General features: G+C 59.3%; 9 protein-coding genes and 2 tRNA genes. 5 read left to right on the top strand and 6 right to left on the bottom strand.

Annotation, left to right across the window (positions count from 1 at the left end):
* The first annotated feature begins 33 nt into the window (after window positions 1-33).
* The gene (locus BLW21_RS16865; protein WP_092742220.1) at window positions 34-1,023 is read left to right on the top strand and encodes a hypothetical protein; all 990 of its coding nucleotides are present in this window, start codon (window positions 34-36) and stop codon (window positions 1,021-1,023) included.
* Window positions 1,024-1,329: 306 nt separating this feature from the next.
* Here BLW21_RS16865 and BLW21_RS16860 read toward each other — a convergent pair whose 3' ends face one another.
* Window positions 1,330-1,671: a cupin domain-containing protein gene (locus tag BLW21_RS16860; RefSeq protein ID WP_092742217.1), complete on the bottom strand. Its 342-nt coding sequence runs from the start codon at window positions 1,669-1,671 to the stop codon at window positions 1,330-1,332.
* A gap of 181 nt (window positions 1,672-1,852) precedes the next feature.
* Between BLW21_RS16860 and BLW21_RS16855 the strand changes: the two genes are divergently transcribed.
* The gene (locus BLW21_RS16855; RefSeq protein ID WP_092742214.1) at window positions 1,853-2,689 is read left to right on the top strand and encodes a serine O-acetyltransferase; all 837 of its coding nucleotides are present in this window, start codon (window positions 1,853-1,855) and stop codon (window positions 2,687-2,689) included.
* A 97-nt stretch (window positions 2,690-2,786) separates the two neighbouring features.
* The gene (gene cysK / locus BLW21_RS16850) at window positions 2,787-3,707 is read left to right on the top strand and encodes a cysteine synthase A (RefSeq protein WP_092742211.1); all 921 of its coding nucleotides are present in this window, start codon (window positions 2,787-2,789) and stop codon (window positions 3,705-3,707) included.
* 125 nt (window positions 3,708-3,832) lie between these two features.
* Here the strand turns inward: cysK and BLW21_RS16845 are convergent.
* From BLW21_RS16845 to BLW21_RS16830, 4 genes are all read right to left on the bottom strand, one after another.
* Window positions 3,833-3,906, bottom strand: a tRNA-Ala gene (locus tag BLW21_RS16845).
* A 36-nt stretch (window positions 3,907-3,942) separates the two neighbouring features.
* Window positions 3,943-4,016: transfer RNA gene (locus BLW21_RS16840), tRNA-Ala, on the bottom strand.
* A 138-nt stretch (window positions 4,017-4,154) separates the two neighbouring features.
* Entirely contained in the window at window positions 4,155-7,562 is a 3,408-nt protein-coding gene (locus BLW21_RS16835; RefSeq protein ID WP_092742207.1) for a TonB-dependent receptor, read from the bottom strand.
* A gap of 179 nt (window positions 7,563-7,741) precedes the next feature.
* Window positions 7,742-8,356: a C40 family peptidase gene (locus BLW21_RS16830; protein ID WP_245711940.1), complete on the bottom strand. Its 615-nt coding sequence runs from the start codon at window positions 8,354-8,356 to the stop codon at window positions 7,742-7,744.
* Window positions 8,357-8,465: 109 nt separating this feature from the next.
* On the opposite strand from BLW21_RS16830, the gene BLW21_RS16825 reads away from it, so the two are divergent.
* Complete coding sequence (locus BLW21_RS16825) at window positions 8,466-9,884, top strand: FAD-binding oxidoreductase (RefSeq protein ID WP_092742204.1); 1,419 nt, start codon at window positions 8,466-8,468, stop codon at window positions 9,882-9,884.
* A 155-nt stretch (window positions 9,885-10,039) separates the two neighbouring features.
* On the opposite strand, the gene BLW21_RS16820 is transcribed toward BLW21_RS16825, so the two are convergent.
* Complete coding sequence (locus tag BLW21_RS16820; protein ID WP_092742201.1) at window positions 10,040-10,507, bottom strand: acyl-CoA-binding protein; 468 nt, start codon at window positions 10,505-10,507, stop codon at window positions 10,040-10,042.
* Between the two features lie 260 nt (window positions 10,508-10,767).
* On the opposite strand from BLW21_RS16820, the gene asnB reads away from it, so the two are divergent.
* Entirely contained in the window at window positions 10,768-12,672 is a 1,905-nt protein-coding gene (gene asnB, locus BLW21_RS16815) for an asparagine synthase (glutamine-hydrolyzing) (protein WP_092742198.1), read from the top strand.
* Window positions 12,673-12,776 lie beyond the last annotated feature (104 nt).

Below are 12,776 nucleotides of genomic sequence, written 5' to 3'. Positions count from 1 at the left end.
GGTCTGCCTTTCTCTACTCTTACACCATGTTTTATGCTGAAAGTACTTTTATTGGGAATTAGCCTGCTGGGGCTTACGGCAACGGCCCGGGCCCAGAGTATCGACATCAAGCGCGAGTTTCCGCAGCGCAAGCTCCTCGACTGGAAGCCTGGCATGCGTTTTCAGATGCCCGCCAAAGACGGCGGTATATTTTCTGAATGCCAGTTTATGGCGCTCAAAGGTTCCACCTTCAAGGGCACCGACCTCTACGGCAACTCACCCGAGGATAAAAAGCTGGCGGGCACCAATTTTACTTTTGTGGGCCTTCAGCCGTTCCAGGATAAAGGGTACGACAACCAAAACAGCGGTTACGAGAAGGTAGCCGTAGTGTTCAAGGCCGCCGACGGCAAGCAGTATGCCCACATCATCGGCAGCACAATGGCCGAGGTGAAAGCCAACGGCGACATGGTTGGGGCTCCTTGCCTGATATACCTCGATGATTTTGAGAAGGCCCGCAAACTGCTGGTGGGGCGCACGGCCTACGTGCTCCGCTCCTATATCAGCCAAGCCTCCACCCGCGATGATGTGCAGTACCTGCCCAAGTTCGTTCCCGTTAAGTTTACCAAGGTGGAGATGGGAAATGGCCCCAAACCCATCCGGCTCACGTTCGAATACGTGGGCGTGACTCCGCGCCAGGTGCAGACGCAGGACTACGTGCTGAGCGGCACCAACGGCCACCTGAACTACATGGGCGGTAAGCCGCTGGAAGACCAGTTCGAGCAGTCGTTCAGCTTCACCGACCCCCGCAGCCAAAACAGCCAGACCAAGGACTCGAACTGGAAGGCAATTCAGCAGGGCACGCTGGTGAAGGGGATGAGCACGAAGGAAGTGGAGCAGATAATGGGTAAGCCCCGCAGCCGCACCGAAAGCCTCGAAGATGCCGGCCGGTTCACCGCCTGGTTCTATTCCCGCTTTCAGGGCAAGCAATGGGAGCTGCTCTTTATCAATGACAAGCTGGAGAAATACGTGAACTACCAGGAATGAGAGAGAAGCTGTTTATAAAGTCGGTCATGGTTACGAAACTGTCATGCTGAGCTTGTCGAAGCATCTTTACCGCTTCGTTGGCTGACTGCGACGAAGCGGTAGAGATGCTTCGACAAGCTCAGCATGACCGCCTTTTGACTTTGTAAACAGCTTCAGCATAAGCTGCTAGCCAACAGCTAGTAGCTTATAGCTTGCTTTTAAGATTGAGAGGAGTCAACCTGCCTTTACGCACCTAGGAGTTAATAATAAGACAAAACCCCGCTCCGGCAACTGCCGGGGCGGGGTTTCGTTTAGTCAGCTAACAGCCTACTTATCGTCGCGGCCGTGGGCCTGGGCGGGAGGCGTAGTGGCTTCTACGGCCGAAAACTCCTCCAGAATTTTGTAGGTATGCGAGGCGCCTTTGGGCACTACCCATGAGTTACCGGGCTCCAGAATTACCTTCTGGCCCTCCAGGTGCAGCTCGGCGCGGCCCTTGAGTACGTAGCCAACGGTTTCGTAGGCGCTGGCCGAAGCCTCCTTGGGCTCCCCGGGCTGCTCGTTTTCCCACATCCGCATGGATACGTGCACGCCGGAAGCCAAATATTTTTCGCCGTCCGGACCTTTGGGCGAGTGTTGCGAATCTACTTTAGTGATGGTGGTATCAGCCATGATATGCTTAGATAAAAGTGAAAAAAATCAGGTTACTTCCCCGCTAACGCAGCCCGCGGCTCCGGGGTTGTTGCCCGAGCCAACGGCTCCGGGGCCCAAACCTTCGGCCCCGGTCAGTGGTTACTTCCCGCCCGAACTCCACCGCTGCCCTGTGGCCGGTGTTTCGCCTTCAACTCCCTGCATGGCTTCCTCTGATTCTGATTTTCTCGACCAGCTTGCCCGGGCTCATCAGGCAACGGCGGCCCCGCTGCCCGCCGCGGGCTTCTGCCGGCTGGCCGACCAATTGCTGGAGTTGCTGTTTCCGGAGCGTGCCCCGCGTTCCTTACCCAACGCCGACGCGCTGGCGGCCACGCTGCGCCTGCTCCAGGACGACTTGGCCGACCTGCTGCTGGCCGTAGCCGCCCCCGCTGAAGCCGCCCAGCTCGCGGCGGCATCCATGGCCGCGCTGCCGGCCCTGCGCGAAACCCTGCTGCTCGACGCCGCTGCCATCGTGGCCGCCGACCCGGCCGCCCAGGGCCTGGCCGAGGTGGTAAGCACGTATCCGGGCTTCTATGCCACGGCGATGCACCGGTTTGCCCACGGCCTGCACCGGCGCGGGGTGCCGCGGGTGCCGCGCCTGCTCAGCGAGTACGCCCACCAGCGCACTGGCATCGACATTCATCCCGGCGCCAGCATCGGCCCCTCGTTCTGCATCGACCATGGCACCGGTCTGGTTATTGGCGAAACCTGCGTTATTGGGGCCCGGGTGAAGATTTTCCAGGGCGTTACACTCGGGGCCCTGAGCGTGGGCAAACATCTGCAGGGCATCAAGCGCCACCCTACCATCGAAGACGACGTAGTAATTTATGCCGGGGCTACCATTCTGGGCGGCAGCACCACCGTTGGCCGCCACAGCATCATCGGCGGCAACGTCTGGCTCACCGAGAGCGTGCCCTCGCACTCACGCGTCTACCACAAAGCCCACATCCACGTCACCCGCACCGAAGATCCGGCCGGGGACATCATGTTTTCTATTTGAAGAGCTAGAAGTTAGAAGCTGGAATTGAACATCATACAGACCAACAAATTCAACTTCTGCTTCTGACTTCTGGCTTGTAACTCCTAATTTCTAAAAAATGAAAGCCAATACCATTCTCGATACCATCGGCAACACGCCGCTACTGCGCCTCAACCGCCTGTTCGCCGACCGGCCCGATGTAGAAGTGTGGATGAAGCTGGAACGGGCCAACCCCGGCGGCAGCATCAAAGACCGCATTGCGCTAAGCATGATTGAGGAAGCCGAAAAGAACGGCACCCTGACGCCTGACAGCGTTATCATCGAGCCTACTTCGGGCAACACCGGCGTGGGCCTGGCCATGGTAGGAGCCGTGAAAGGCTACAAAGTCACGCTCGTGATGCCCGAGAGCATGAGCATCGAGCGTCGCCGCCTGATGGCCGCCTACGGGGCCAACCTGGAACTCACGCCCCGCGAAAAAGGCATGAAGGGCGCCATTGAGCGGGCCCAGGAACTGGTGCAGGCCGACCCCAACGCCTGGATGCCGGGGCAGTTCGACAACCCGGCCAACATCAAGGCCCACGTCGAGCACACGGCCCGCGAAATCCTGGCCGACGCGCCCGAGGGCTTCGAGTACTACATCACCGGCGTGGGCACCGGCGGCCACCTGACCGGCGTGGCCGAGGTGCTCAAGCCGAAATTCCCGGATCTGAAAGTATTCGCCGTCGAGCCCGAGCTGTCGCCCGTTATCAGCGGTGGTGCGCCGGGCCCGCACCCCATTCAGGGCGTAGGGGCGGGCTTCATCCCCGAAAACCTGCACACCAGCCTGCTCGACGGTACGGTGCTCGTCAGCCAGCAGGCCGCGGCCGACATGGCCCGCCGGGCCGCCCGCGAGGAAGGCATCTTCATCGGCATCTCCTCCGGTGCTTCGCTGGCCGCCGTGGCCCAGAAGCTGCCCGATATGCCCCAGAACAGCCGCGTGCTCACCTTTTGTTACGACACCGGCGAGCGGTACCTATCGGTAGAGGGCTTGTTCGCCTGATTTCATAGCCTGAAAGGTATAAAATCCGATATACCCAAAAGCAAAAAGGCCACCTCAGTTGAGGTGGCCTTTTTAGTTATGCACGAGAGCCGCAATTCAAGAAAACTGCGCCGATCCGTGGTCCGTGGAGAATATCGGAGTCGAACCGATGACCTCTTGCATGCCATGCAAGCGCTCTAGCCAACTGAGCTAATCCCCCGGGGTAGTACGCGTTTCGCCGGTTGCGAAACGGGAGTGGAGAATATCGGAGTCGAACCGATGACCTCTTGCATGCCATGCAAGCGCTCTAGCCAACTGAGCTAATCCCCCTCGTGGTACTGAACCAAGCCGCCGAATGCGTTTTGGTGAGGCAAAAGTACGCCGCCTTTTCGAATCTGCAAGCCGGGGAGTAAAAAAAAACGGGCTGGCGATGCCGCCAGCCCGTTTTCAGAAAGCTAAGTACTTCGCTTAGTTGAAGATGTAGCGAAGGCCAACCTGCATGTAGTAAGTAGAAGCTACGCCCAGGTTATTGCGGAACGTCTCTTTTACCAAGCCGCCGCGGTCGAGCTGCAGGCGGAACGTAGGCTGGGTGGTACCGTTGGCCGCCAACGCGTTCTGGTTGGTCGGCACCAGTACCGAGGTAGCGTTGGTCTGCTTGATGATGCCCCAGTCGTTGTTGAGCAGGTTACCCAGGTTGAAGACGTCGAGGCTAAGCTGCAGCGTGTTGCGCTTCTTGCCCAAATCAACAAACAGGTCCTGCAGAATTTTCACGTCGAACTGGTTGCGCCAAGGCAGCAGGGCGCCGTTGCGCTCGGCATACTGGCCGCGGTGCTTGCTCAGGTACTTGTCCTGATCGACATAAGCGAAGAACAGGTCACTCTGTTGCTTTGCATCAAACGTAACAGCAGATGCGCCCGAACCTACGGTCTGGGGTACGAACGTGATTTCCGACGCGTCGCGCGGGATGTAGATCAGGTCGGCATTGGCTCCGTCGCGGTTGAAGTCGCCGGCGTACAGGTACGAGAAGCGGCCCTGCTGGCTGCCTTCGTAGAATACCGACACCGTAGTGGCCAGGTGACCGATGTACTCTTTCTTGTACGAAAGCGAAGCAATCAGGCGGTCGGGCACTACGTAGCTGGCGTAGCTAAGCGACAGGTTGTTGGCACCGTTCACGGTCGGTGTCTGCTGCCAGGCCGAGAGGGGCTGGTCGCCGCCACCGTCGTAGAGGTTACGCGCTGCCGAGCGGGTGTAGCCCACCGAAGCGTAAATGCCGCTGGCGAACTGGCGCTCCAGCTTGGCCGTCAGCGACCAGTAGTAGCCTTTGCTGGCGTTGTCGAGTACGATGGCATTGAAGGCGCCGCCACCGGCAGCACCGTTCGCTACGGCCTGTCCTGCCCCGTTGATGGGGTTGATAAACTTCAGGTTGTTGGCCGAAGGATAAATCAGACGGTTGTCGGGGTAGTTGCGAACGTTCAGGTTAGTTCCCTCTACAATATTGGCATTGCGGAATACCGCCGTATTCAGGTCTTTGTTGTAGATACCTTCCAACGAACCAACCAGCCCACCGGGCAACTGCACGTCCATAGCCAGGCTGGATTTCCAGGTCTGGGGGAAACGGAAGTCTTCGGATACCGCCGAAATTACGTTCGGGATAACCGTACCGGCCACCGGCACGGTTTCGGGGCGATAGAAGCCGGGGCTTTCGTTGAAGCCGCGGTAGCCGCCGGGCAGCTGGCTGGTGTAGGCACCGGTCGTAGCGTTCTGAGCAACAATAGCGTCGCCCGAGAAAGTACGCGTCACCTGCAGCAAACCGGCGTCGCCGGCCTGGCTCACGATCCACACGTAAGGTACGCGGCCCGTGAAGATGCCGGTACCACCGCGCAGCTGCACCGTGCGGTCGCCCTGTACATCCCAGTTGAAGCCAATACGAGGCGAGAGCAGGATGCTGGACTTCGGCAGGTTGGATACGTCGATCTTTTCGCCACCGGCGAACGTCAGGGGCTGGATGAGGGGGTGCGACTGCAGCTTCTCGGGGTAGGTTACGTAATCGGCACGCAGGCCGAAGAGCACCCGGAAGTTGTCGGCGAAGGAGTATTCATCCTGGGCGTAGGCCGAGTACTGACCGAATTTGAATGTTGGGAAAGCCTGCTCGAAGTTTGGCGCCAGCGAGTACGTGTAGGCGAAGTCGGTGGGCCGGGCAGCGAACAGCTGAGCCGGCGTGGAGGCCGGATTGCTGGATATCTGGAAATCTTCGAACGTGTTGAAGCGGTAGTAGCTGGCGGCAAAGCGCTGGAAACCGTTTTTGGTGATGCTATAATCACCCTGGAAGCCCAACGTAATGTTGTGGCGGCCCCGCAGCCACGAGAAGTCGTCGCGCACCGAGTAGATTTCCACATCGCGCAGGTTGCCTAGCGAGAAGGGCTCGTAACCGAAAGACGTGAACGGAGTGCCGTCCTTCAGGATGTCGACGAACGGGAACAATTGGCTGTCGGAGCTACGCGGGTCGTTCTGCTTGGTGTAGGTTGCGCGCAACGTGTTGGTCATGCTCGAACCAATAGTCGAGTTCAGCTCGGCCGCGCCGGAGTAGAAGTTCGACTCCTGGAAGTAACCCGCGTTGCGGAAAGGCAGCGCGTTCAGGTCGGTCCGGCCCGTGCCGAAAGGGAAGTTGGTCAGCGGGCTGGACGAGCCGCTCGGGAAGGAAGGAGATTTGCCTTCCGTCTGGCTGTAGCGCACGTTGAAACGGTTGCGCGAGTTGATGTTCCAGTCGAGGCGCGCCAGGTACTTGGTGCGGGGGCTGGTGAATTCATAGCCCTGGTAGCCGCCCGTTGAGTAGCCAAACCGCTCGCTCAGGTAGTTGCTGATGCCATCTAGCTCGGGGCCGGTTGGCCGCACGATGTTAGTTGTGCCCTGGCCGAAGGGGGTTTCGGTGCTGCTAACGCGGCGGGTCTGGCCGGGCGTGCGGTTCTCCTCAATTTCGGCGTTGGCAAAGAAGAAGAGCTTGTCCTTGATGATGGGGCCACCCAGCCGGAAACCGTACTGGTAGAAGCGCGAGTCCTGCAGGTCGAATTTCTCGCCGCCTACGTTGTTGCCAATAAAGCTCTGGTTGCGGTAATAGGAGTAAGCCGAGCCGCTGAAATCGTTGGTACCCGAGCGGGTTACGGCGTTGATGGCCGCACCGATAAAGCCGGCCTGACGTACGTCGTAAGGCGTTACGCTGACAACCAACTGGTCGATGGCGTCGAGCGAGAGGGGCGAGCCGCCGGCTGGCAGGTTGCCCCCGATGCCGAAGTTGTTGTTGAAGTCGGAGCCGTCAACCGTGAAGTTGTTCTGCCGGTTGTTGCCGCCACCAATAGAGGGGCCATTAGGGCCACTGTTGGCCTGGGGCGTAAGACGGGTGAAGTCGTTGAGGCTACGCGAAATGGAGGGCAGGCGCTCAATTTGCTCGCGCTGCACGGCCGTAACCGAGCCCTGCTGATCGGAGTTGATCAGCGAGTTGCGCTTACCCGCTACTACTACTTCGCCCAGCTGCGTGCTGGTTTCGCTCAGGTTCACGTCGAGACGGAAGCTCTGTCCCAGCGTTAGGAACAGGTTTTCCCGCGTTACATCCTGGTAGCCCACAAACGTAATCCGAACCGTGTAGGGCCCGCCTACGCGCATGCCCTGGATGCTGAAGCGGCCGTCCGAATTGGTGGGGGCCACGTACTGCGTGTTGGTAGGCGTGTGCACAGCAATTACCGTAGCGCCGGGAAGTCCCTCGCCGGTTTTGTCGGTAACGATACCGCTCATTGCCGAAGTGGAAACCTGTGCCCAGCTCAAGTGCGCCGACACGAGTGCCATCGGAACCAGCGCTACTGAAGCGTAAAGGTGGCGTCTCATAGAAGAGGGGAATGGGTGAAAAAGGGGCTTTTGAAAAAAGTAAAAAGCTTCCGCAAAGGTAAGGCCCAGGGGGCCGACGCATGTTACGGTAGTGTGATGATTGCCTTGTTCATGCCTGTTGCCGGGGCGGATGAAGATAGCACCGGTAGCTTACTGGCCGCAAAGGTAACTGGTTGATTTCATAACCTGGGCCTTACTGCCTTAATAAATCGGCTCAGGTAATAATCCGTTTCCAGCGCATTCTCGATAACGCCCAACGAGCTGGAGGCGTGGATAAACTGCACACTCTCAGGCGTGGCCACTGTCACCATTCCCACATGGGTGATGGTGTTACTGCCCGGCGAGGCCCCAAAAAATACCAAATCGCCCGGCTGCAACTCCTGGGGCTTCACGGGCAGCCCCCATCCGGCCTGCTCGTTGCTCGAGCGGGGAATGTTGACGTTAATGGCCGCAAACGACTCCTGCAGCAGCCCCGAGCAGTCCATGCCCAGGCGGGTGGTGCCACCGTACTTATAGGGTACACCCTGGTAGGAGCGGGCCGTTTCAATTACCTCGGCAATGGGCCGCGACACGTTGGCGGCAATAGGGGAGGCGCCGGGCCGCCGTGAGGTCATTTTGGTGCTGCCGGCGGCCGTTTTAGTTTTGGTTTTCACCGTAACCGGGGCCCGGCCCCGGCCGCGGGCCCGTGCGGCGGCCTTTATGCGCGCCATGTCGCGGGCCGAATGGTAACGGCCGTTGTTATAGTTTACCTTGCCGGCGTTGCAGCCCGGCAGCGCGCTCAGCGCCAGTAGCACTAAAACCGGAAGTGTCCATTGCCGCCACCAGGCCGAATAACTTACCTTCGTACTGTATTCCTGCATTGGGGCAAAGATACGCGCCCTCCTCACTTTATCTCGCTCGCCCATGAACTTCCAGGTGCTGACTCCGGCCTTAGTGGCTCATTTAGAAGAAATTGTCGGGCCCGCCTATGTGCTTACGGCCCAGCGCACTGAGGCCGCCGAGTACGCCGGCTACGGCCGCGACCATACCGAAGACCTGCATTACGCCCCCGAGGTGGTGGTAAAGCCCGCTAACGCCGAGCAGGTAAGCGAAATTGTGCGCCTTTGCCACGAGCACCACCTTCCGGTAACGGCCCGCGGGGCGGGCACGGGCCTGAGCGGCGGGGCGTTGCCGCTGCACCAGGGCCTGGTGCTAAGCACCGAGCGGCTCAACAAAATCATCGAAATTGATGAGCGAAATCTGCAGGCCACTATCGAGCCGGGGGTGATCAACGAGGTGTTTCAGCGGGCGGTGCAGGAAGTGGGCTTGTTCTATCCGCCTGACCCGGCCAGCAAGGGCAGCTGCTTTTTGGGCGGCAACCTGGCCCACAGCAGCGGCGGCCCCAAAGCCGTGAAGTACGGCACCACCCGCGACTACGTGCTCAACCTGCAGGTGGTGCTGCCCACCGGCGACATCATCTGGACGGCCGCCAATACGCTCAAAAATTCTACTGGCTACAACCTCACCCAACTTATGGTGGGCTCCGAGGGCACGCTGGGCATCATCACCAAAGCGGTGTTCCGGCTGCTGCCCTACCCCAAGCACAATATCCTGATGCTGGTGCCCTTCCGCCAAGAGGCCGAGGCGGCCGAAGCCGTAGCGGCAGTATTTCGGGCCGGCATCATCCCGTCGGGCATGGAGTTTATGGAGCGCGAGGCCATTGCCTGGTCCAGCGACTACCTGCAAATCCCGCTCACGCTGCCCGAGGATATCACCGCCCACCTGCTCATCGAGCTCGACGGCCAGGATCTCGACCAACTGTATAAAGAAGCAGATCAGGTGTACGCGGTGCTGGAGCGCTACGAGGTAGGCGAGATTCTGCTGGCCGACAATGCCACCCAGAAAGACGAACTCTGGAAGATTCGGCGCAACATCGGCAACGCCGTGCGCTACAACTCGGTGTACAAGGAGGAGGACACCGTAGTGCCCCGCGCCGAACTGGCTACGCTGCTGAAAGGCGTGAAGGAAATCGGCCGCCGCTACGGTTTCAAGAGCGTCTGCTACGGCCACGCCGGCGACGGCAACCTGCACGTCAACATCATTCGGGGCGACCTCGACGACGAGATGTGGAACGTGGGCCTGCGCCAGCCCATCACCGAAATCTTTGAGCTCTGCGTGAAGCTGGGCGGCACTATATCGGGCGAGCACGGCATCGGGCTGGTGCAGAAGGGCTACATCGGCATCGCCCTCAAAGAGGCCAACCTACACCTGATGCGCGGCATCAAACAGGTATTTGACCCCCATGGCATTATGAACCCCGGGAAAATCTGGACCACAGATTAGCAAGGATTGTCACGGATTTAGCTTCGCTGTTCTTCGGTTCACGGATTTTGTAGCGGGTCCCTTCGTCAGCGTTAAGCCAGCTTATGCGGTAAAACGAAGCAGCCACCTCAACTGAGGTGGCTGCTTCGTTTTCAATCGTTCACAAAACCCGTGATTTATTGCTTGTTCTTCAGTTCGTCTTCGCCGCCATAAGGCGTGCCTTCCTTGATGCTGCCGCTTAGGCCGCCCGGCTGCGACTGGCCAGCCTGCTGCTGCGCCTGGGCAACGGGGCTGGCTCCGGCCGTGCCAGGAGCGCCAAGTGAATCCTGGGATAGTGCTTCGGGCTTGCCTTGCTGGTATTCGCCGGCAATTTCGTTGGCCCGGCTGATGTACTGTTGCTTGGCCTCCTCGTGCGACATGCCTTTGCACTTGCTCCAGGCATCCCACTGGCCCTGCGAGAGCCCGCCGGGGCCGCTGGGGTTATCAGGCGTGTCGTCGCCCACTTCGTCGCGCTTGGCATCGTGGTCGCCGTCGGTGGCCTGCTTATAAAGGCCGTAGAGTTCGGTCATGTGGGCGGCAGCCATTTCGCCGGGCAGTTGGTCGATACGCGAGGTGGCGGCTTCAAAATCTTGCTGGAGACTCATCGTAAGTTGGGTTGAAATGTGTCGGTAGTGGGAGGGGAGAATACGTGGGGTTTACTGACGGAGGCAGGCTTAGGTTACGAGAATGGGCGGACTCTTCCGAGCTGACCGTATGTGGCGCTACTGAACTTTCGCGCGGTAGCTCTCCTGCCTAAAACAGTGTGGCCCAATGCCGGCCCCAATGCCTCTGGGAATAATAAAAGCTAACGGCGGCCAGCTAAAAGCTACCAGCTGACTACTTCGTTCGTACTTTTGCCAGCCATATGTGTGGAATCTCCGGAGTATTCGCTTTTACTGAGGCTGGCCGTAGTGCGCTGGCCGCCCTGCATGCCTCAACCGACGCCATCGTGAGCCGGGGGCCCGACTCGCAGGGACATTTCATCTACGCCGGCTGCGGCCTGGGCTTTCGGCGCCTGGCCATTCTCGATTTGTCGGCCGATGGCAACCAGCCCATGACCGACGACTCGGGCCGCTACACGATTGCCTTCAACGGGGAAATTTTCAACTTCCGGGAGTTGCGTCAGCAGCTGGTGCAAAAGGGTCATGCCTTTCATTCTCAGACCGATACGGAAGTAATTCTGCACCTGTACATGGCCGAAGGGCGCAGCTTTCTGAAGAAGCTCAATGGCTTTTTCGCCTTCGCCATCTACGATAAGGAGGAAGATTCGCTGTTTGTGGCCCGCGACCGGATGGGCGAAAAGCCGCTGCTCGTGTACCGCGACGAGGACAAGCTGCTGTTCGCCTCCGAAATGAAGTCGCTGCTGGCGCTGGGTATTCCGCGTAAGCTCGACTACACTTCGTTGAACCAGTATCTGCAGCTCAACTACATTCCGGGCCCGGCCACCATTTTCAAGGGCGTGAAAAAAGTACTGCCCGGCCATTACCTGTTCGTGAAAGGCAAAAAGGTGGTGCGCAAGCAGTGGTACAAAATTCCTTACGACCCCAAAAAGGTTGAGAAAAACAAGCTGACCTACGAGCAGCAGCAGGCCAAGCTGGTCGACCTGCTCGACGACGCCACCGCCCGCCGCCTCGTGGCCGATGTACCCATCGGCGCCTTCCTGAGTGGCGGCATCGACTCGTCGGTTGTTGTGGCCCTAGCTACCCGCCACACGCCCCACCTGAACACGTTCAGCATCGGCTTCGCCGACGAGCCCTTTTTCGATGAAACCAAGTATGCCAAGTTGGTAGCCGAGCGATACAAAACCAACCACACGGTTTTCTCGCTCCGCAACCAGGACCTCTACGACCACATCTTCGATGTGCTCAACTACCTCGACGAGCCTTTCGCCGACTCCTCCGCTCTGGCCGTCTACATCCTCAGTAAGCGTACCCGCGAGAAGGCCACCGTAGCGCTGAGTGGCGACGGCGCCGACGAGCTGTTTGGCGGCTACAACAAGCACATGGGCGAGTTTCAGGTGCGGCGGGGCGGCTTCAAGGCCGAAGCCGTGGCCGGCCTTGATCTGCTCTGGAACGCGTTGCCCAAGTCGCGCAATTCCTATTTTGGCAATAAAGTGCGGCAGTTTCAGCGCTTCTCGCGCGGCATGCTTAGCGGCCCCAAGAACCGGTACTGGGACTGGGCTTCGTTTGCCTCGGAGGATGACGCCCGCCAACTGCTGAGCCGTGCCGCGCGCCGTAAAGTCGGTAACAAGCTGAACGAGCGCCGCCGCCGCGACCTGCTGGAAGACCTGCACGCCGATGGTGACCTAAACGAAGTGTTGCTCACCGACACGCGCATGGTGCTGCCCTACGACATGCTGGCCAAAGTGGACATGATGAGCATGGCCAACTCGCTGGAAGTGCGCCCGCCCTTCCTCGACCCCAACGTGGTGCGCTTCGCCTTCTCGCTGCCCGTGAGCAGCAAGATCGACGCCGGCATGAAGAAGAAAATCGTGCAGGACGCCTTCCGGCCCATGCTGCCCGAAGAACTGTACAAGCGCCCTAAAAAGGGCTTCGAGGTGCCGCTGCTCAAGTGGTTTCGCGGTGAACTGCGCCCGCTCATCGAAGACGACCTGCTCTCCGACGGCTTTATCGAGGCGCAGGGAGTTTTTGACGTAGCCGCGGTGCAGCAGCTCAAAAAGCAGCTGTTCTCCAGCAACCCCGGCGATGTGCACGCCCGCATCTGGGCCCTCATCGTGTTTCAGTGGTGGTGGAAGAAATGGATGATCTGAATTTGAGCTGTTAGCTGATGACTGTTAGCTATTAGCTTTCAGGGTGCTGGCTGCGGCTAACGCAGCGGATCGAAGTAAATGTCAAAAGCTAATAGCTAACAGCC

Source organism: Hymenobacter psychrophilus (assembly GCF_900107135.1).
Classification (GTDB): Bacteria; Bacteroidota; Bacteroidia; order Cytophagales; family Hymenobacteraceae; genus Hymenobacter; species Hymenobacter psychrophilus.
The sequence above is the reverse complement of the archived record's forward strand: the minus strand, read 5'-3'. Positions and strand labels throughout refer to the sequence as shown.

Bases quoted from the DNA above. Each gene is read 5' to 3' on its own strand.
- BLW21_RS16865 (WP_092742220.1), top strand. From the start codon at position 34: ATGCTGAAAGTACTTTTATTGGGAATTAGCCTGCTGGGGCTTACGGCA.
- BLW21_RS16860 (WP_092742217.1), bottom strand. From the start codon at position 1,671: ATGGCTGATACCACCATCACTAAAGTAGATTCGCAACACTCGCCCAAA.
- BLW21_RS16855 (WP_092742214.1), top strand. From the start codon at position 1,853: ATGGCTTCCTCTGATTCTGATTTTCTCGACCAGCTTGCCCGGGCTCAT.
- cysK (WP_092742211.1), top strand. From the start codon at position 2,787: ATGAAAGCCAATACCATTCTCGATACCATCGGCAACACGCCGCTACTG.
- BLW21_RS16835 (WP_092742207.1), bottom strand. From the start codon at position 7,562: ATGAGACGCCACCTTTACGCTTCAGTAGCGCTGGTTCCGATGGCACTC.
- BLW21_RS16825 (WP_092742204.1), top strand. From the start codon at position 8,466: ATGAACTTCCAGGTGCTGACTCCGGCCTTAGTGGCTCATTTAGAAGAA.
- BLW21_RS16820 (WP_092742201.1), bottom strand. From the start codon at position 10,507: ATGAGTCTCCAGCAAGATTTTGAAGCCGCCACCTCGCGTATCGACCAA.
- asnB (WP_092742198.1), top strand. From the start codon at position 10,768: ATGTGTGGAATCTCCGGAGTATTCGCTTTTACTGAGGCTGGCCGTAGT.